The organism is Thermaurantimonas aggregans (genome assembly GCF_003851885.1).
Classification (GTDB): domain Bacteria; phylum Bacteroidota; class Bacteroidia; order Flavobacteriales; family Schleiferiaceae; genus Thermaurantimonas; species Thermaurantimonas aggregans.
This window is the reverse complement of sequence record NZ_BHZE01000001.1, coordinates 161,119-180,875: the sequence shown is the minus strand read 5'-3', so window position 1 is coordinate 180,875 and position 19,757 is coordinate 161,119. Positions and strand designations below refer to the sequence as shown.

Here is a 19,757-nt window from a genome sequence, read left to right as displayed (position 1 = left end):
AAGGAGGAAGTCGCCCAAAAGCCATCCGACGCAACTTCACTACTTTTGCAAACCGAACTAAAGCCGCCAATGCCAGCTAAAAAGGCCTCAAAATCAAAGAATAAAGACACAACTCCATCGACGAGCACTACTGATAAGCTGCTCAGTGGGCCAGTGTACAAGCTGGTATTTGGCTTTGCAATACTCTTTGCAGCTCTTTTTCTGACTGGTTCTCTTGTCAGCTATTTCATTTTTTGGAAAAGCGATATGAGCGCCTTTGACCAAAGCTTTTGGCAGCTCATCGCTAACAAAGACTTTCAAGTTCGCAACCTTTGGGGAAAGTTTGGTGCAGCCCTCGCGCATTCCATGGTTTACAGGTCGGTGGGTTTAGCTGCCTTTGCCTGGGTATACTTGCTCTTTCACATCGGTGCGCGGCTGGCCCTTAATATCTCGTTCAAAGGCTTTTACAGCATCGCTGTCAATTTTTTGTTTACCATCATCTGGCTTCCTACTTTTTTAGGACTGATTTTGCCTGATTCGCTCGCCCTGCTCGCCGGTGCCAATGGGTACTTCTTCAGCGAATGGCTTGTGAGCCTCACGGGCTCAGTAGGTGCTTACACAGTTGTGCTTTTTGCTCTCCTTATCTTTTTGGCTGCGCGCCAGCAATGGACACCAGAAAAATTTTCGGCCTGGATTAACCGATTTAAAAGTCAACCTAAAAACACTTCTACAGCTGCTTCGCCAGAGACCTCCACGCCACTCGAGAGTTTCGACTATTCCACAGAAGTTTCGAGCATTAAGGAAAATATCTCACCGGCACCAAAATCAGGCAGTGAGCTCCTAATCGAACAGCCCGCTCCAGCCAACAATGAAGACGATGAAGAAGCATTCACAGTAGAAATACGGCAAGATACAGACGCGCAAACTCCTACCAAATCGCCTGGCCCTTCCACCTCTGTGCCTTCGGAAGTAGAGGTAAAAGAAGACCGAACCCTCGACGAAGACACAGCCAACCGCCTTCTTAAAGAATACGGCGAATATGACCCCAAGCTTGAACTGGCTTCGTTTAAAAGTCCAACCCTTGATCTGCTAGTAGATTACGGCAGCCGGCATATCACCGTAGAACGAGCCGAACTCGAGGCAAACAAAGACAAAATCGTTGAAACCCTCCAGCAATACAGCATCGAAATTTCAAAAATCAAAGCAACGGTAGGCCCTACTGTTACGCTTTACGAAATAGTGCCGGCTCCGGGCATACGCATCTCAAAGATTAAAAACCTCGAAGACGACATAGCCCTCAGCCTTGCTGCTATGGGCATACGCATCATAGCACCTATTCCGGGCAAAGGCACCATAGGCATAGAGGTGCCTAATGCACACCCGCAGATCGTGCCCATGCGCACCTTGCTCGCCAGCGAAAAGTTTCAAAATACCGACATGGAATTGCCCCTTGTACTGGGCAAGACCATTAGTAACGAAACCTTCGTAGCCGACCTTACCAAAATGCCACACTTGCTTATGGCAGGTGCAACTGGTCAAGGTAAATCGGTGGGCATCAACACCATTATTACATCTATCCTCTACAAAAAACACCCCTCCCAGGTAAAATTTGTGCTCGTTGACCCCAAAAAGGTAGAGCTCAACCTCTACAACAAAATCGAGCGCCACTACCTAGCCAAGCTACCCAACAGCGAAGAGAGCATCATTACCGACACAAAAAAGGTAATCTACACGCTCAACTCGCTCACCATCGAAATGGACAACCGCTACGAACTGCTAAAAGCAGCCAATGTGCGCAACTTGAAAGAGTACAACGCCAAGTTCATTCAGCGCCGGCTCAATCCAGAAGAAGGCCACCGATACTTGCCCTATATCGTGCTTGTAATCGATGAGTTTGCCGACTTGATCATGACGGCTGGCAAGGAGATAGAAACCCCTATAGCTCGCCTTGCTCAACTGGCCCGTGCTATTGGCATTCACCTCATCATTGCCACCCAGCGTCCATCAGTCAATGTTATCACCGGTGTAATCAAGGCCAACTTCCCGGCGCGCATTGCCTTCCGCGTATCGAGTAAGATCGACAGCCGCACCATACTCGACACCGGCGGTGCCGAGCAGCTCATAGGCCGTGGAGATATGTTGCTCTCCACCGGCAACGACCTTATACGTTTGCAGTGTGCCTTTATTGATACCCCAGAGGTCGAAAACATTGTGGACTACATCGGCTCTCAGCGCGGTTATCCGTCAGCTTATTTGCTGCCTGAGTATGTGGGCGACGACGAAGAACCTGATATTACAGATGTGGATTTGAGTAAGCGCGACAGTAAGTTCGACGAAGCTGCTCGTATCGTCGTAGCTACCCGACAAGGCAGCGCCAGCCTCATTCAGCGCAAGCTCGGCATCGGTTTTGCCCGGGCAGGGCGCATAATCGACCAATTGGAAGCTGCCGGAATCATCGGGCCCTTCGAAGGCAGCAAAGCTCGCCAGGTGCTGGTAAATGATGAGGCTGAGTTGGAACACATTTTGAAAAATTTAAAAGAGAAATACGCTAAGTGATGCATCGATTGTTTATTTACTTATTCATTTTCAATTTATTATCTTTTTACTCAAACGCCCAAACAACCCATAAGGAAGCCAAAGCTCTGCTCAACAAAGCAGCTGATAAACTACAAAATGGAAAGCCATATGTGATTGATTTTGAATACTTATTTGAAAATCAAAAAGTCAATCCACCTGTTCAACAATCGGAAAAAGGGCAAATCATGCTCAAAGGCAATAACTACAAACTCACCTTTATGGGTATGGAGCAAATTTTTGACGGCAAAAAGCTCTACAACATCCTCTTAGACGACAAAGAGATACAAGTGATGCAACCCGAAGAGAACGATGTCGTAAGTCCATCGGCCATTCTCAATCAATACCGAGAAGGCCATACCTACTACTTGGGCGGAAAAAAGAAAATCAACAACATCACTCATGAAGTCATTGTCATAAAGCCAAAAGCTACCGCCGATGTCGATTACATCGAAGTTACAATTAATCCAAAAAATCACCAGATTCACAGCCTGATGCAGCGCAGCCGCGATGGAGCTGCTACCACGTTTAAAATCCTTAAAATAGCCGAAAATGCGGCTGGCGTGGATATCTCCTTTCAGAAAGATCGCTATAAGGGCTTCAAAATCATTCAATAAAAGCGCTTGAAAATCATCGATCGCTACATACTCAAGCTTTACCTGAGGCCTTTTATCATTGTCTTTGTCGTAATGGTGCTCTTCCTGCTCATGCAGTGGGTGTGGAAGTACATTGACGATTTGGTAGGTAAGGGTGTAGAGTGGTATTACATCGCTGAACTACTTGTGTACTTTGCCGCCCAAATGGTGCCTCAGGCCATACCTCTGAGTGTTCTGCTAGCCTCGCTTATGGTGTTTGGCGATATGGGAGAGCACATGGAGCTTGCCGCCATGAAGTCAGCCGGCATCTCACTCTTTCGAATGATGAGACCTCTTTTTTTCACCGTGCTCCTTACAGCAGGCGTTTCGTTTTTGTTTAACAACTACGTCATACCCGTTACCAACCTCAAAGGTGAAACACTGCTTCGAAATATCGCCAGCAAGAAACCTGCTCTCAACATTAAGCCGGGAGTATTTTATGGTGGAATTGAAGGATTCAACATTAAAGTGGGTGAGAAATACGGCGAAGACAAAAACAAACTTCGCAACATCCTCATCTACGACCACACCGATCGACTGGGCAACATCAAGGTAACCACCGCCCGCGAAGGCGAAATGCGCGTAACGCCTGATAAACAATACCTTGAGATCACGCTTTACAACGGCAGTACCTATGAAGAAATTCAAGCGCGTAAGCGCAGTGATATCGAAAGGCGCCCTTTTGCGCGCAGTACATTCGAAAAATCCATAATGAGGCTCGACCTCTCCTCTTTCGAATCGGGCGACCTTCGAAAGCAGTCAGGCAAAGACTTTACCATGCTGAATGTAGCTCAACTCGACGTGGCAGCCGACTCTATAAAAACCGTGTTTGAAAAGAGAATTTCAGAGCTCAATGCTATGATGATAGAGCGTTTTGAGCTGCATAACGAAAATGCCGTGCTTGGAACTCAGCTTGGCGTAAACAGTGCTAGTGGAAATTCAGAAACTGACACCACTCAAAAAGCACAGGACAGCATCTCTGCTGACATGCTTGCTGGCCTCACTCCTGAACAGCGCAGTTTAGTACTTGAAAATGCGCTGCGTTTGGCACGCAGCCATAAATCGTACTACGACCAAGCAAAACTCGAATTCTACTGGTGGCGCAAAGTGATTGCCCGTTACTACATCGAAAAGCACAAAAAATTTGCCCTGTCGTATTTAGCCCTCATAATGTTTTTTATAGGCGCAGCCCTCGGCGCGATCATCCGAAAGGGGGGGTTGGGCATGCCAGTAGTGGTGAGTGTACTGACCTTTATAATCTACCACGTTACGAGTTTTACCATTGAAAAGCTCGGTCGGGAGATTGTGCTTCAGCCTTGGTTTTCGATTTGGTTGCCATCCATGATTTTTACGCCGATTGCGCTATTTTTGGTGTATAAATCGGCCACTGACTCAGCACTGATGCAGTGGGAAGCCTGGCAAAGACTTCTGTCGCCATTTAAAATATTTACGTTTAAAAAGGCAAAAAGCGCTCAATGAGATTACTGCTTCTCACCAATAAGTACCCCTATCCCGGCAGAGATGGCAGCAGCATAGCCATACTGAATATGATTCAGGGCCTGCTGTCGCAAGACATTGAGGTGCATCTCTTTGCGCTGAATGCCACCCGCGTGTATGTGCACCCTACACAATTCAGCTTCGACGAGCCCGGACAACTCTACATTAAGTCGATGCGCGTGAATACCGATTTTACGCTATGGAGTTTGGTGCGCAACCTCTTCAGCGGACAATCGTATCACGTAGAGCGCTTTTACAACCGAAAGTTTGAAGAAAAGCTCATCGACATACTTACAAGCCGCACCTTCGACGTGGTTCAGTTCGAAGGGCTGTCGATGACTGTATATCTGCCTACAGTGCGCAAATACGCCCCCAAAAGCATTGTAAGCTTGCGCGCACACAATGTGGAATACAAAATCTGGGAGCGCTGGTTGGCACACAACCGCAGCATCATATCCTTTTTTGTAAAAATGCAAGTTAAACGACTCAAAAAATACGAGAAGGCTATAGCCCAACAGGTCGATTGCATTTTGCCTATATCTGATGTAGACAGAAAGGAGTTTGTGGCTATGACAAAAAATCCTGCAAAAGTTCAGACCGTGCACTTTGGACTTAAAGTCAACAACATGCGACGGTTTTCGAATTTTCAATTTGGCAGGAAAAAGATCGTGCATCTGGCTTCTTTCGACTGGTTGCCCAATCGGCAGGGAATTGAATGGTTTTTGGCTGAAGTATGGCCTAAAATCTTAAAAATTTGTCCGGAAGCAGAGTTTCATGTAGCTGGTAGAAACATGCCAGATAAATGGTTAAAAAATCCTTCAGAGAAGGTTTCTTTTCACGGTGAAATCAGTTCGCCCATTGAATTTTTACTAAGTGGTAAAATTTTGGTTGTACCCTTGCTCAGCGGCAGTGGGGTGCGCATCAAACTCTTGGAGGCACTTGCACTTGGGATGCCGGTAGTATCAACTGTGGTAGGTGCTGAAGGCATTGAAGTAATAAACGGAGAACATATCCTGCTGGCCAATGATCCGCAGGAATTTGCCCATGCGGTGTGTTTGCTGCTCGACGACGAAGCCATGCGCCGACAGCTGAGTTTCAATGGCCGCAAACTGATAGAGGAGCACTATGATCTCACCTCCATAGCCTGTTCATTGCACCAGTATTACAAAGAATTTTCGGACAACAGAATCTCCTACTGATTTGAGAAATTGGCTTGAAAATGCTCTTTCGGGCATAGCTCTGTTCCTTTTTGCCATAGCGAGTAGTAACACCACAGCCCAGTTTGCAGGTAGTCCTTCCACCTTGCCAGTTTCTTTTCAGTATAAAACCCTTGCAAATGGGTATAAAGCGGTTGATACAGCATTTACCCCGGAACTGTACGGTGGCTACAGCTTCGACGAAAGTCGTACACGCTTGCGGTTAGAACTTGGGAATCTGGGAGCACCTATTTACGACTTGCTGTACAATCCCGTGTATCACAATTACTTGGAATGGGGAAATGCGCCCTTCTACCACCAACGCTACCGGCACGAGCAAGTGCGTTTTTACAAAGCAAATGCGCCCCTTACCGAGGCGCGCTACACCCAGGGCTACAATCGCGGACAATTGTTTCGGATTTTTCACACACAAAACATTCATCGGCGTTGGAACTATCACCTTCATTGGCAAAGGCTGAATTCCGAAGGCTTTTACCCCCACATGAACACCGAGCGTTCAAACTTTACCCTTTCGACCGATTACCTCTCTACCAATGGACGTTATACGTTTCAGGGGTATTACACTTGGCAGCGGCAACTTTCCAATGAAAATGGCGGGTTGCGTTTTGATACCGTATTTACGAAAAATACACGTCGCGACAGACCATTGGTGCCAGTAAAATTTAGAGACGGCAAAAGCACCTCAGCCGTGCAAACGGCTTATTTTCAACACACATACGACCTTCTGCAGATAAAGAGTACAGATGGAGAAGAGAAGGATAAAAAGCTCTTTTCGATAGGCATCGGTCATCGCTTCAGATACGAGCGCGAGCGGTACGAATACTTCAAAAATCACCGTGACGAAGACACCATGTACTTCAAGCAATTCAACTATTCTACGGAACAAACACAAGACAGCACCACGTTTGAATACCTTCGAAATGAGGCTTTTGCATCCGTAGGCTTAGGTGAACAAGTAGAACTCAGAGGAGGTGTAGGGTTTCAGCACAGTCTGCACAGCAGCAGGTATCACAAGCATTATTTTCCGCAATGGCGAACTTTTGGCGAATTTGAATGGAGGCGCAAAAGGATGCACGTACAAGCCGGCATAAGCTATCTTCCGGCAGGCGAAGCTACAGGAGCAAGTGCGCTCTATGGCAGATTTCAGTATGTTTTAAACAATAACCTTCGACTTTCTGCCTGGATTCAAAATTCGATGGAGGCCCCACACGCGTTTTACAGACTCCATTTATCAAATTTAACTGGCTGGAATACATCCTTTAAATACATTCGATACCGCGAAGCAGGCGGAGAAATTGACTTGCCCTACATGGGTACTTTGACTTTGCGCAGCTGGCTGAACGAAGGGCTTATCTTTTTAGATTCGACGTTAAAGCCCTTTCAGCATGACGGTCAGGTAAGCATATTGCAAGCGAAGTGGACCTTTGAACAGCCTTTAGCCAAATGGCTGACTTATCGCCATACTGCAGCCATGCAACAAGTGAGTCGGCGGGAGCTGATTCGCTTGCCGGAGTGGATGGCTGATGCCGAGGTCTATAGTCGATTTTATCTCTTTCAGCGAAATCTCGGAGTAATTGTCGGCGCAGGTGCAGCATGGTTCAGTCAATTTGATGCAATGGGGTATTCACCCGTACTTGGCAGCTTTTATCTGGCTGAGCAAAAGGAGATTGGAAATACCCTTCTGGTAGATGCATTTATACATTTTCAGATCAAAAGCGCAGTAATAACTCTGCGCTACGAGAATGCCACAGCAGGCTGGCTGACGCCTTACAATTACTTTGGCGCAAAAAACTATCCTATGGCCGATCCGGTGCTACGCGTGGGCCTGCTCTGGCGATTTTTTAATTGAGAAATTCGTTAAAAACATTAACTGCCTCAGCTCATGAGAAAAGGCTTCAACCAAACGCTGAGAGCAGCATTCACCCGCGCCAGGGATGGTAGGGGCGCACCGACAGGTGCGGTGCCTGCCGCAGGCAGGTACGGAACCCCCGGACAGCCCGGCCCCCGGCGAAGTGCTGAAAGCACAAGCCGGGGGAGGCGCCCAAATAATAAAAAAGAAAAAAATCTTCCGAATGTTGGTGCTTCCTTAATAAAGCAAGCTAAGTGAATCCGAAAGGTCGCCATGCGGCTGTGGCAAATAACTTTGCGGCCTTGACTTGCTTAGACTAAATTAGATGGAGATTTCTGCCAAATACACCCCTGCAGACATTGAGAAGAAGTGGCTGGAGTACTGGACTCAGCACGAGTGCTTTGCATCTGTACCTGATCAACGACCGCCTTACACGATCGTGATACCACCGCCCAACGTTACGGGCGTGCTACACATGGGGCATATGCTGAACAATACGATCCAGGATGTGCTCATACGCCGGGCGCGCATGCTGGGCTACAACGCGTGCTGGGTGCCGGGTACTGACCATGCCTCCATCGCCACCGAGGCAAAAGTGGTGGCCATGCTGCGGGAAAAGGGCATTTCAAAACATCAACTGACGCGGGAAGAGTTTCTGAAGTATGCCTTCGAGTGGAAGGAGAAGTACGGAGGCATCATTTTGCACCAATTGCGCAGGCTAGGGGCTTCGTGCGATTGGAAGCGCACCACCTTTACGATGGACGAAGACTATTACCGTGCGGTAATCAGGGTGTTTGTGGACTTATACAAAAAAGGCTACATCTATCGCGGCCTTCGGATGATCAACTGGGACTGCGAGGCGCGCACTGCCCTGAGCAATGAGGAGGTAATCTACAACGACGAAGGGGAAAAGGTAACGTTTTACTACGTAAAATACTACATAAAAGGCTCTGACGACTACCTGACGGTGGCCACGGTACGGCCTGAAACCATCATGGGCGATGTGGCGGTGGCAGTAAATCCGACGGACGAGCGCTATGCCCATCTGATTGGCAAAACGGCCATTGTGCCCATCATCGGGCGCGAAGTGCCCATCATAGCCGATGAGTATGTGGACAAGGAGTTTGGAACGGGCTGTCTGAAGGTAACCCCTGCTCACGACCCCAACGATTACGAAATCGGGTTGCGACACAATCTACCCGTGATCGATACCCTCAACGACGACGGCACGCTCAACGAACTGTGCGGTGTGCCGGAGTTTGTGGGATTAGACCGCTTTAAAGTGCGTAAGCTAATGCGCCAGAAGCTGGAAGAAGCAGAAGTGCTTGTAAAGACAGAAGATACCATCACACGCGTAGGCCGATCAGAGCGCACGAATTCGGTCGTGGAGCCAAGGCTGTCGCTGCAATGGTTTATCCGGATGAAGGAGATTTCGGCCAAAGCCCTAGAAGTGGTGGAAAAGGGCGATATACAGTTGCATCCGGCCAAGTTCATCAATACTTACCGCCACTGGATGGAGAATGTGAAAGACTGGTGCATCTCACGCCAGCTGTGGTGGGGCCATCGCATTCCGGCCTTTTACTATGGCGACGGACCCGAAGACTACGTAGTAGCCGAAACACTGGAAGAAGCTGTAGAACTCGCGCGCCAAAAGTCGGGCAATGCCGGACTCAAAGCCCAAGACCTGCGTCAAGACCCAGATGTACTCGACACCTGGGCTTCGTCGTGGCTGTGGCCACTTCAAGTTTTTGGGGGTTTTAACGACCAATGCTTTGACCGCGTGCGCGGCAAAATCGACTTTACTAAAAATGCCGAGCTTGCCTACTACTACCCCACCGAAGTACTGGTAACAGCACCGGAGATTCTCTTCTTCTGGGTGGCAAGGATGATTATAGCCGGAATGGAGTACGCGGATAAAATTCCCTTTAAGCACGTGTATCTCACCGGTATCGTGCGCGACAAGTTGGGCCGCAAAATGTCGAAGTCGCTGGGCAACAGTCCAGACCCCGAACAGCTGATGGCTACCTATGGCACCGATGCCGTGCGCGTGGGCATGCTCTTCAGTTCGCCGGCAGGAAATGACCTGCTCTTCGACGAGAAATTGTGTGAACAAGGGCGAAACTTTGCCAACAAGATCTGGAACGCCTTTCGCCTGATTCAGAGCTGGACGGCAGAAGAGCGGCCAATGAATGCAACGGAAGCTGCTGCTGTATCCTGGTTTGGCCAACAATTGGCTGCTGCTGTACAGGAGATCGACGACCTCTTCGCAAAGTACCGCATCTCTGAAGCGCTCATGGCGGTGTATGATTTGATTTGGGACAAATACTGCTCGTGGTATCTCGAATGGATAAAGCCGGCCTATGGCGAGCGCATTTCACAAGAAGCACTTGAATCTTCAAAAAGCTATTTCATTGACTTGATGAAGCTGTTGCATCCTTTTATGCCCTTTATCACAGAGGAGTTGTACAGCCATCTATCCAGCGGCACAGGACTGATTATGAATGCTCCCTGGCCAAAGGCAGGAAAGGTAGATGCGGAAGCTGTTCGCGCTTTTGAAAAGAGCAGTGAAATTGTGACAGCCATCCGAAACTTCAGAGCCCAAAACCAAATTACACCTAAAGAGCGCATCACCCTGTTTGTGAAAGCAGAAAACGCTGAAGTACTCGCTCACCCATACATCACAATGATCCTTAAACTCGGCGGACTTGCGAACATTGAGGTGCTCAGCGATGTACTTAGCAACGTGAAAACATTTTTGGCTGGGGGCATTGAGTTCATTTATCCCATCAATGAAGACGCGTTGGATGTAGATGCCGAATTAGCCAAAGTACAAGCCGACCTCAACTATGCTAAAGGATTTTTGGAGTCGGTGATGAAAAAGCTCGGCAACGAGCGCTTTATGCAAAATGCACCTGAACAAGTAAAACAAAACGAACTCAAGAAAAAACAAGACGCAGAGGCCAAAATCGAGGCCCTGACCAAGCGATTAGAACAACTAAATCAACTCAAAATCAAACAATAAGACATGGCAACCATCACATTTAAAGGCAATCCTGTTCACACCGTGGGCAATCTGCCCGCTGTAGGCAGCAAGCTGCCGAATTTTACACTCATCGATACTTCGCTTAAAGAAGTAAAAAACACCGACTTTGAAGGTAAATATTTGGTGTTGAACATTTTTCCGTCGGTAGATACAGGTATTTGCGCAGCCAGTGTACGTCAGTTCAACGAAAGAGCTGCTTCGCGCAACAATGTGCGCGTGCTCTGTATCTCGAAGGACTTACCCTTTGCACACAAGCGCTTTTGTGGCTCTGAAGGCATTGAAAATGTCGTAAGTGCCAGCGACTTCCGCAATCCAGATTTTGGCATCAACTACGGCGTTACAATGGTAGATGGCCCGTTGGCCGGATTACTAAGCAGAGCCGTAATTGTTGCTGATCCGAGCGGCACCGTTATTTACACCGAACAAGTGCCCGAGATCGCTCAAGAGCCCAATTACGACGCAGCACTAGCAGCCATTCCAGCACAATAGGTCAGTGAGATGAAAGAAACTTTCGAACAGATTAAAAACCGCATTTCAGCCCTACTCGATTCAGAAAATACGGCAGAAGAGCGTCTTTTAGAGGTCTGTAAGGTCATCAACTCCAGTCTGCCGCACATGGACTGGGTGGGGTTTTACTTTATGAACGACGAAAAACAAGTACTGGAGTTGGGGCCTTTTGTGGGTGAGCCAACCGATCACACAGTGATTCCCTATGGTAGAGGCATTTGCGGTCAAGTAGCCGTGAGTGGTACTACGCTGAATGTGGCTGATGTGTCGCAGTCAGATAACTATCTGGCATGCAGCTTGGCTACGAAGAGTGAGATAGTGATTCCCCTAAACGATGGTGCCGGTAAACTGATCGGCCAGCTCGACATCGACTCGCATGTACTAAACCGCTTCGATGACGAAACATCCGCATTTCTCGAAGAAATTTGTCAGCTTATTAGCCAAAAGGTGTACACTTCGCAAAGCGTATGACCTTCGAAGAACTCAACCTGAAGCCCGAATTGCAGGAAGCGATCGGCTACATGGGCTACAGCACCCTAACTGAGATACAGGAAAAAACCTATCATCCCATACTTGAAGGCCGAGATGTGCTCGGCCTTGCTTCTACCGGATCAGGCAAGTCGTTGGCATTCTGTCTTCCCTTGTGCCAGCGCTTGCTGGATAAAGGAGCCTACGAAGGAGTGCTCATTCTTAGCCCTACGTGGGAGCTGAGCATACAGACTGCCAATCAGTTGCACGGACTCATATATTTCACTCCCTTACATGCTGAAACCATTTATGGCGGCAATGATTCAGGGGCCTTTGATCGCGAAAAGCGCGCTTTAGAAGCCAAAGTACAATTTATTGTAGCTACCCCGGGCCGACTGTTGGCACACATGCGAAATGCGTACGCCGATATGTCGTACTTCCGCTATTTGGTGCTCGACGAGGCAGATAAGATGCTCGACATGGGTTTTTACGACGATATCAAGCAAATCATCAAACGACTGCCTGCCGAGCGACAGAATTTACTTTTCAGCGCCACCATGTCGCCACGCATACGCAAGTTGGCAAACGAAATCCTCCGAAATCCCGTGGAGGTGTCTATTGCAGTCGCAAAGCCAGCCACTGGTATTCAGCAGCAGGTAGTGCTTGTACAAGAGGAAACCAAGAGCAAATACCTCTCTCACTTCCTCAAAAAGTTGAAACCCGAAGAGCAAGCCATCGTCTTTTGCGGGAAGAAGAAATTGCTACAATCGCTCGTCAATCGACTGAACAACAAAGGAATTCGCGCTGCCTACATCTCTTCCGAGCTGGAGCAAGCAGAGCGCGAAGCCGTGCTTACGGCCTTCAAATCAAAGCAATACAAAGCACTGGTGGCTACCGATGTTTTGGCACGTGGCATCGACATAGCAGACCTTGCCGCCGTAGTCAATTACGATGTACCCCCGTCGCCTGACGACTATGTACATCGGATCGGACGTACCGCTCGACACAACAAGACCGGATTGGCCATCACCCTTATATCGCCTTTGGAAATGTCCAAATTTTCTTTCATCGAAAAAAAGTTAGGCATAGAAGTACCAAAGGTGTCAGCCGGAAACGAATTCGGTGAATCTTTTGAATGGAATCCTAATTTTGGCAAAAAACAGAAAAAGAGACCCCTTAAAAAACCTTCTACACCACCTAAACCTCAAGTAAAAGCTAACAGAAAACCCCCAAGAAAAAGTTCTTCAGCCCCTAAACAAGCTGAATAGGTACAAGGCTGAAAATCCTATTAAATACAGCAAACCCGCAAGGGTGAGCATGGCACGTACATTCCAAATCGATTTATTAAAAAAACCGATTCTGTACAAAAGAGTAGCGTTGAACACAGCCAGTATAGGTGCCGTAACAAAGCTCACTACAGTAGCAAAAGTGACCAGTGCTTTCATATTGCTCTGGAAAAAAACAATTACCGAAAGTCCACCCAAAGCTGTAACCCAAAGAAACAATGTCCGCCATCGCGACTTATTGGTCTGCGGTCGCAAGGTAGAGATGCTCTCTGCTATGACTCTTGGATAGGCATCGAGCACCGTTAGTACCGTGCTGAACATACAGGCAAGGGCAGCCACCTTCACTACCCATGCCAAAGCCGGCCCTAAAGACGATTCATACATCTGCACAAACATGCCTGCAAAAGCAGTGGCATTCTCTGGCATGGCATCTACCCGGCCATAAAGAGAAAAATAGCCAAGCAACAAAAAGACTACAGCTAAAAGAGTGGTGCCCCAGAAGCCTGTGTTGAAATCAAACATATACCCTTCTCGAGCCTGCGGCTGAATTCGGAACTTTTCCACAGACCACAGCGACTGCCAGATGCTCAAGTCAATGGGTGAAGGCATCCATCCCATAAGTGCAATCAAAAAAGTAAAATGGACGCCATCAAGCCAATTTACTTCAGGCCAATAAGGCTTCGAAGGCGTCTTCCAGGCGAAGGCCAAAGCAAGAAGCGTAGAGGCACTGAGCAATATGACAATCCACTTCACAATGCGGTCGAGCCAAGCATACCGCCCGCGCAACAAAAGCGCAAGACACAAGGCTAAGATGGCGGCTGAGCTCACTTTGACCGACAGGGTGGGCATCATCAACACGTTAAAAATCCCGGCCGTAACCAGCGTAACAGCTCCAAGGATACCCGGAACTGTGCCGATGCAGATTAAAAGATTGATGTAAAAAGGCGTTTTGCCCAATTGGTAATAGCCCTGCACCAGCGATTGACCCGTGTGTGCTGCGTAAATAGGACCTGCCACAAAAAACGGCCACTTTAACACATTCGCAAGCACCACCACCGGTATGAGCAGAAGGCCATACTCAGCGCCGGCTCGGGTACTTTGCACAAGGTGAGAAACCCCTACGGCTGCACCAGCATAAAGAAGGCCCGGACCGAGCTTCTGAAACCAATTAGACGACATGTATCTGGATTTGTGCAAAGATGAGTGAATGTTTTAAAATATGATTAACATTCGTCTAAGAGTACTAGAAATCACTGGTTTTTAATTGCAAACGCTCCTCTATATCCAAAGAGTGGACAAGAGTAAATATTTATCTACGATCAAGACATCGTTCAGGATGGTATGCCAACGGACGTAGATAGCCGCGGTTCGTATTAGTTCAAGTGTGGCCATGTACCTTTGCCTTTTAAATTCAGATTTATTTTATAAAGAATGCCGAGATATCTCACAGGAGTTCAAAGTTCTGGACAACCCCATCTGGGCAATGTATTGGGAGCCATTGCTCCTGCCATTGAATTCTCAAAACAGCCCGATGCTGAAAGTTTCTTTTTTATTGCTGATTTTCATTCTCTTACAACTATAAAGGACGGCGAATTGCGCCGAAAGCACACCCGCAGTGTGGCAGCTGCCTGGCTAGCTTGCGGGTTTGATGCACAGAAAAATGTCTTCTACCGCCAGAGTGATCTGCCAGAGGTGACCGAGCTGGCCTGGTATCTCAGCTGTTTTACACCCTACCCCATGCTGGCCAATGCACACAGCTTTAAAGAGAAAAGCGATCGGCTCAGCGATGTGAACGCCGGCCTATTCAACTACCCCGTGCTGATGGCAGCTGATATCTTGCTCTACGATGCCGACTTCGTGCCTGTGGGCAAAGACCAAAAGCAGCACCTCGAAATCACCCGCGACATCGCCTCAGCCGTAAATCACGCTGTGGGACAGGAAATTTTAAAACTTCCAGATGCCCTTATTCGCGAAGATGTAATGACCATACCCGGAATCGATGGGCGCAAGATGAGTAAGTCGTACAAAAACACCATCGACATCTTCGCTCCCGAAAACATGCTTAAAAAGCAAGTAATGAGCATTGTAACAGACAGCACTCCTCTGGAGCAACCCAAAAATCCAGACACGTGCAATGTCTTCGCCCTGTACAAACTACTGGCTGCACCTGATCAAATCGCTGAAATGCGCAAAAAATACGAGGCGGGTGGCTATGGCTACGGACATGCTAAAAAAGAACTTTTGGCTCTGATTCTTGAGAAATATGCCTCAGCACGATCAGAATACACACGCCTCATGAACGATAAAGCAGAATTAGAAAATCTTCTAAGAGTGGGGGCAGAAAAGGCTCGTGCCGTAGGCAGTGTGATATTGCACCGAGTGCGCCAGGCCTTGGGTTTTTAATCTGATATTTATGAACAAGCCCCTTCGAAAGATCTATCCCTATCTCTTTCGCTATAAAGGTTTAATTGGCCTGAGCGTACTCTTTAACGTGCTCAGCATTGCCTTTTCACTGGTTTCAGTGGGTTTGGTGATTCCGGTTCTTCAATTGATTTTTGGGGTAAATGGCCCCATGTCGGAAAGCATTACAGGCACATCGCTCTTCGATCAGATTAAAAGAGAATTCTACAAACAGATTGAATATCGACTGGCGAATACCTCCGTTTCCGAAGCGCTGCTGTACGTAGTCATTTGGGTCATTGTTGCCTTTTTCTTCAAAAACCTCTTTCACTATCTAGGTTTGTATGTGATTGCACCGGTCAGGAATGGCATCTCTTTTCAGCTCCGCAGAGAGTTACACGCCAAATTGCTCCAACTGCCAATGGCCTTTTACGCTCAAAGACAGAAGGGCGACATTATCTCCCGCATCACGGTGGACCTACGAGAAATAGAAGCTGCGATGATCGTTTTACTGGAAATGATTTTTCGCGATCCGCTGATGATTATTGGTTCTCTTGCCGTTTTGCTTTGGATGAATTACAAACTCACGCTCTTTGTGCTGCTCACGTTGCCAGTAGTGTCCTATGTGATCAGTCGAATTGGGCGCTCACTTAAAAGACAATCTACCACAGCCCAGTCGCAGTTGGGCAGTTTGATGAGCCACATCGATGAAACGATTACCGGCCTGCGCATTCTCAAAGCGTTTAACGCCGAAAAAATTAAACAAGCTCGATTTGAACGCATTAATGCAGATTTTTACAAAACCTCAAACCGCGTGATGCGCCGATACGACTTGGCCTCGCCTGTAAGCGAAATGTTGGGCGCCATCATAATGGCTGCTGTTATCTGGTTTGGTGGCCGCATCGTCATAGCCTCTGACCAATTTGGTCCGGCGAATTTTATAGCCTATATTCTTTTCTTTTATCAAATGATCCCGCCCAGCAAGGCGATAAGTCGAGCATCTTATAACCTGAAAAAAGGCGCAGCCTCGGCTGAGCGCGTTCTTGAAATTCTCGAAAGCGAAAATCCCATTACATCACCTCCCAGTGCTCCAAAAATTACAGAATTCAAAGAGGCTATTCACTTCAAAAATGTTCACTTTGGCTATAGGGAAGAAATCATTCTTCACGACATCAATCTGACCATACCCTATGGGCAAACCGTAGCCCTGGTGGGCCTATCTGGCAGTGGAAAAACATCGCTCGTAAATCTCATTCCTCGATTTTACGACGTTACATCAGGACAAATTACTCTGGATGGCCGCGATATTCGAGAAATTGACTTAAAATCCCTTCGATCGCTCATGGGCATTGTAACGCAAGAGCCCATTCTTTTCAATGACACTGTGCGAAACAACATTGCCCTTGGAAAGCCTGAAGCAAGCCATGAAGAGATCGAAGAAGCAGCGCGAATTGCCAATGCTCATGACTTTATCGTAAAACTCGAACAAGGTTTTGACACTGTAGTAGGCGATATGGGCTCGCGTCTTTCTGGAGGACAGCGCCAGCGCATTGCCATTGCAAGAGCCATTCTTAAAAATCCTCCCATTTTAATTCTCGACGAAGCCACTAGTGCCCTCGATACCGAAAGTGAACGACTCGTGCAGGAGGCCATTACCCGTTTGATGCAAAATCGTACCTCCATCATCATAGCCCATCGCCTTAGTACCATCCGACATGCCAATAAAATAGTGGTAATGGACAAAGGTAAAATCGCTGAAACTGGAACACACGACGAGCTATTGTCGGCCGGCGGAATCTATGCCCGCCTTATCAAGCTGCAGGAATTTTAATCAATCCAATTTTGATTTAAAACTTTAACAAAATCCCATTAACGGTGTTCTGTGAGACCTGCGGGAAGTCAATCAGATTTATGAATTGTAGTTTTGGATAAATCCTTTTTCCACACAGAAACACACAGATAATTCTCCAGATTTTACGGATTTGTTTGTTGATTTGGTTTGAATGTTTAAAAGTACAAACAAAACCCCCTCCCTGCGTCCGAAGGACGAAGTGAGGAGGTTTAAGGGTAAGTTATAATTTTTACTTGCTCACCCTAAATCCCTCTCTACATCCGCTTGTCGGATATAAAGAGGGACTTCTCTCATCCTCTTTATTGCTGAAAGCAATAGAAATAGGGACGGGGGGTAAATACAATCTACGGCACCACAATCTTCACAGCCTTCTGCTGGGCACCGGCTTCTACACGAAGCACATACACTCCGGCAGCGAGCTTTGGCAGGGCTATTTCATTGCGGATGCCACTTTGAACGTTTGCATCTGTGGAAAACACGACACGGCCGCTCATATCGGTGACACTTAAGCGAGTATTGCCTAAGTTTTCAAAACCTTTTACATACAGCACTCCCTCATATACCCAAGCGTTGAACTTATCAGCTTCTTGCTCTGAAGTGCTCACAGTGCTCTTGTTAAAGTGCAGCACAAAACGGTCAGGATTGTTCGTCGGATAATGGGTAAAGGTGTAATCGCCATTATTTAGCACTGTTAGTGTATTGGTCATTTTGTCTTCGAGGGTGACGATGATTGACGGGTCGAAGTCAGATACATCGAACAAGCTAATTGTGTAGGCTCCAGCTTCAGAACATTTGAAATGCGTTGGAAGTGCAAATGCTCCTGATAATGCTTGCAATGTGTTGATCGAGTACATCTTATTGCTCAGCACGCTGTAAAGCATTGGATAGCCATCGATGTTGGTAAACTTATACGCATCGTACTGGCCATCAAATTCGGTAGTAGCGTCTGACTTAAAGAGCACATACATCTCGTCTTTGCGGTCATTTTTACTTACGCGCACATTTACGCGGTCGAAGTTATTTTGTGTCTTAAGCAAACCATCGCCCCCTGAAGAGGTTCGACGCGATAATGCAAATGTAAATGTTTGACCTGTCGCTGTAGCACGCACAAAAAAGGCCTCACCTGGAGAAAGATAGCGTGCAGATAGTGGAGTATTTGTTGATGGATTGTAAGAAATATAACCAGTTGGGGTGCGAATTGATAAGGATTTTTCAGGTGAATCATTATCAGAAGTCAAACCATTTAAATCAAAATCAGCATGATAGGGATTTGCGAGCAAATTCCATCCTTGTGTTTCTGAAGTTGTAAAAGTTACACCTGTTGGAGCAGTGCCATAATCCATAGTTCGAACCACATCTGCAGTATTAGCTGACAATACGCCAGTAAAAACAATATTTGTATCATCAGACGGTATTGTAAAAAAGCCGTAAGGTGAATTTTCACCTGCCGCTATAAAAACACCTTGACCACGAGTAAATGTACCAGTATGAGCCGACGTCCAACCCCCGGTAGCACTCCAGTTGTACACCGATGTAGAAGTAAATTGGCCAGTACCTATAGAATTAACGTTTATGCCATCTACCGGCGAGCCTAAGGCGTACCATTTGAAGGAAGAGCCAGGTGTCAGACGCATCTGATGATTTACTGTTCCGGTTCCTGAAACAGCTCCATAAATAAGGCGAGCGTAATCGGTTTTTGATGTGGCTTCAAGGGTAATTGTTCCATTGTTTGTGAGAGTGCCAGTTACTTCTAAAGATTTTCCGGCTGATAATTTTACATTACCATTTACCACAAAAGTTTCAGTTAAATTATTAGGTAATATCAATGGCGTTGATCCAGATGTGGCGTTTACCGTATTTACACTACCCCACTGACCATCGGCATCTGTTAATACATATTTTAGATTTCCAGTCAAATGATCTCTGATTTCTATTCTACGTATTCCATTAGAATTATTGTTATTAACATAAGCACCCCATCGACCAAGAGCCGTTGCTGAGTCTCGATACCACTGAGCGATGGATGATGCGTACGTTATGCCTACATTTTCGATATATGTGGCAGCTATCGGTCTTCCGGTTCCGGAAACATTATCAAACAGCAAAACAAAATTTTTCGCTGTATCTAATGAGGTTTGCCAAATTGCGGTAATATTCGTAGAAGATGAGCCAAAATTTGCAACAGTTACTGAATTTGAAGTAGTTAACCTTGTTACGACTGAAGTACCTCCTGCCCCATTATTAAGCATAATTCTCATAAAAATATTGTTTCCTGGGGTAAATCTTGTATTTCCTGTGGGTTCTGTTATAAACCAACCTGTATAGCTACCAGATCCATCAGTGGTAAATTCTCCATAAGATCCCAAGATGACATACTAGGACTAGAAGTTTGATAATAGCTGCCGGTGAGGGGTTAAGTTCTAATTGTATATAACTTAAAATTAATAACT

The 19,757-nt window shown here is 46.9% G+C and carries 13 protein-coding genes; 11 read left to right on the top strand and 2 right to left on the bottom strand.

All coding sequences use genetic code 11. The annotated features are described in order from the left end of the window. The first annotated feature begins 69 nt into the window (after positions 1 to 69). From EIP89_RS00815 to EIP89_RS00775, 9 genes are all read left to right on the top strand, one after another. Positions 70 to 2,535 (top strand): FtsK/SpoIIIE family DNA translocase, encoded by a 2,466-nt coding sequence (locus tag EIP89_RS00815; protein ID WP_124396759.1) that lies wholly within the window; start codon positions 70 to 72, stop codon positions 2,533 to 2,535. Beyond that, a complete protein-coding gene (lolA1, locus tag EIP89_RS00810) occupies positions 2,535 to 3,170 on the top strand; it encodes an outer membrane lipoprotein periplasmic chaperone LolA1 (RefSeq protein ID WP_124396758.1) in 636 nt (211 codons plus the stop codon). Before EIP89_RS00815 ends, lolA1 begins: the two co-directional genes overlap by 1 nt. A 6-nt stretch (positions 3,171 to 3,176) precedes the next feature. Then, on the top strand, positions 3,177 to 4,667 hold the full coding sequence (locus tag EIP89_RS00805; RefSeq protein ID WP_124396757.1) for an LptF/LptG family permease: 1,491 nt from the start codon (positions 3,177 to 3,179) through the stop codon (positions 4,665 to 4,667). Next, positions 4,664 to 5,884 (top strand): glycosyltransferase family 4 protein, encoded by a 1,221-nt coding sequence (locus tag EIP89_RS00800; protein WP_124396756.1) that lies wholly within the window; start codon positions 4,664 to 4,666, stop codon positions 5,882 to 5,884. The genes EIP89_RS00805 and EIP89_RS00800 overlap by 4 nt, the downstream gene beginning before the upstream one ends. Position 5,885: 1 nt before the next feature. Further along, on the top strand, positions 5,886 to 7,751 hold the full coding sequence (locus tag EIP89_RS00795; protein WP_160160470.1) for a putative porin: 1,866 nt from the start codon (positions 5,886 to 5,888) through the stop codon (positions 7,749 to 7,751). Positions 7,752 to 8,076: 325 nt separating this feature from the next. Next, positions 8,077 to 10,773: a valine--tRNA ligase gene (locus tag EIP89_RS00790; RefSeq protein WP_124396754.1), complete on the top strand. Its 2,697-nt coding sequence runs from the start codon at positions 8,077 to 8,079 to the stop codon at positions 10,771 to 10,773. A 3-nt stretch (positions 10,774 to 10,776) separates the two neighbouring features. Then, the gene (gene tpx / locus EIP89_RS00785; RefSeq protein ID WP_124396753.1) at positions 10,777 to 11,283 is read left to right on the top strand and encodes a thiol peroxidase; all 507 of its coding nucleotides are present in this window, start codon (positions 10,777 to 10,779) and stop codon (positions 11,281 to 11,283) included. 9 nt (positions 11,284 to 11,292) lie between these two features. Next, positions 11,293 to 11,772 (top strand): GAF domain-containing protein, encoded by a 480-nt coding sequence (locus tag EIP89_RS00780; RefSeq protein WP_124396752.1) that lies wholly within the window; start codon positions 11,293 to 11,295, stop codon positions 11,770 to 11,772. Next, a complete protein-coding gene (locus EIP89_RS00775; RefSeq protein WP_124396751.1) occupies positions 11,769 to 13,037 on the top strand; it encodes a DEAD/DEAH box helicase in 1,269 nt (422 codons plus the stop codon). The genes EIP89_RS00780 and EIP89_RS00775 overlap by 4 nt, the downstream gene beginning before the upstream one ends. On the opposite strand, the gene EIP89_RS00770 is transcribed toward EIP89_RS00775, so the two are convergent. Continuing rightward, positions 13,014 to 14,234: an NRAMP family divalent metal transporter gene (locus EIP89_RS00770; protein WP_124396750.1), complete on the bottom strand. Its 1,221-nt coding sequence runs from the start codon at positions 14,232 to 14,234 to the stop codon at positions 13,014 to 13,016. The genes EIP89_RS00775 and EIP89_RS00770 overlap by 24 nt on opposite strands. Positions 14,235 to 14,486: 252 nt before the next feature. Here EIP89_RS00770 and trpS point away from each other — a divergent pair, with 252 nt between their 5' ends. Both trpS and EIP89_RS00760 read left to right on the top strand, forming a co-directional pair. Next, on the top strand, positions 14,487 to 15,458 hold the full coding sequence (trpS, locus tag EIP89_RS00765) for a tryptophan--tRNA ligase (protein WP_124396749.1): 972 nt from the start codon (positions 14,487 to 14,489) through the stop codon (positions 15,456 to 15,458). 10 nt (positions 15,459 to 15,468) lie between these two features. Further along, positions 15,469 to 17,286, top strand: a complete 1,818-nt coding sequence (locus EIP89_RS00760) for an ABC transporter ATP-binding protein (protein ID WP_124396748.1) — start codon at positions 15,469 to 15,471, stop codon at positions 17,284 to 17,286. A gap of 365 nt (positions 17,287 to 17,651) precedes the next feature. Here EIP89_RS00760 and EIP89_RS00755 read toward each other — a convergent pair whose 3' ends face one another. Continuing rightward, on the bottom strand, positions 17,652 to 19,565 hold the full coding sequence (locus EIP89_RS00755; protein WP_124396747.1) for a T9SS type A sorting domain-containing protein: 1,914 nt from the start codon (positions 19,563 to 19,565) through the stop codon (positions 17,652 to 17,654). Between the last annotated feature and the right edge of the window lie 192 nt (positions 19,566 to 19,757).

Excerpts from the sequence above, each read along its gene's own strand:
- EIP89_RS00815 (WP_124396759.1), top strand. The coding sequence starts at position 70 with ATGCCAGCTAAAAAGGCCTCAAAATCAAAGAATAAAGACACAACTCCA.
- lolA1 (WP_124396758.1), top strand. The coding sequence starts at position 2,535 with ATGCATCGATTGTTTATTTACTTATTCATTTTCAATTTATTATCTTTT.
- EIP89_RS00800 (WP_124396756.1), top strand. The coding sequence starts at position 4,664 with ATGAGATTACTGCTTCTCACCAATAAGTACCCCTATCCCGGCAGAGAT.
- EIP89_RS00790 (WP_124396754.1), top strand. The coding sequence starts at position 8,077 with ATGGAGATTTCTGCCAAATACACCCCTGCAGACATTGAGAAGAAGTGG.
- tpx (WP_124396753.1), top strand. The coding sequence starts at position 10,777 with ATGGCAACCATCACATTTAAAGGCAATCCTGTTCACACCGTGGGCAAT.
- EIP89_RS00780 (WP_124396752.1), top strand. The coding sequence starts at position 11,293 with ATGAAAGAAACTTTCGAACAGATTAAAAACCGCATTTCAGCCCTACTC.
- EIP89_RS00775 (WP_124396751.1), top strand. The coding sequence starts at position 11,769 with ATGACCTTCGAAGAACTCAACCTGAAGCCCGAATTGCAGGAAGCGATC.
- EIP89_RS00770 (WP_124396750.1), bottom strand. The coding sequence starts at position 14,234 with ATGTCGTCTAATTGGTTTCAGAAGCTCGGTCCGGGCCTTCTTTATGCT.
- trpS (WP_124396749.1), top strand. The coding sequence starts at position 14,487 with ATGCCGAGATATCTCACAGGAGTTCAAAGTTCTGGACAACCCCATCTG.
- EIP89_RS00760 (WP_124396748.1), top strand. The coding sequence starts at position 15,469 with ATGAACAAGCCCCTTCGAAAGATCTATCCCTATCTCTTTCGCTATAAA.
- EIP89_RS00755 (WP_124396747.1), bottom strand. The coding sequence starts at position 19,565 with ATGAGAATTATGCTTAATAATGGGGCAGGAGGTACTTCAGTCGTAACA.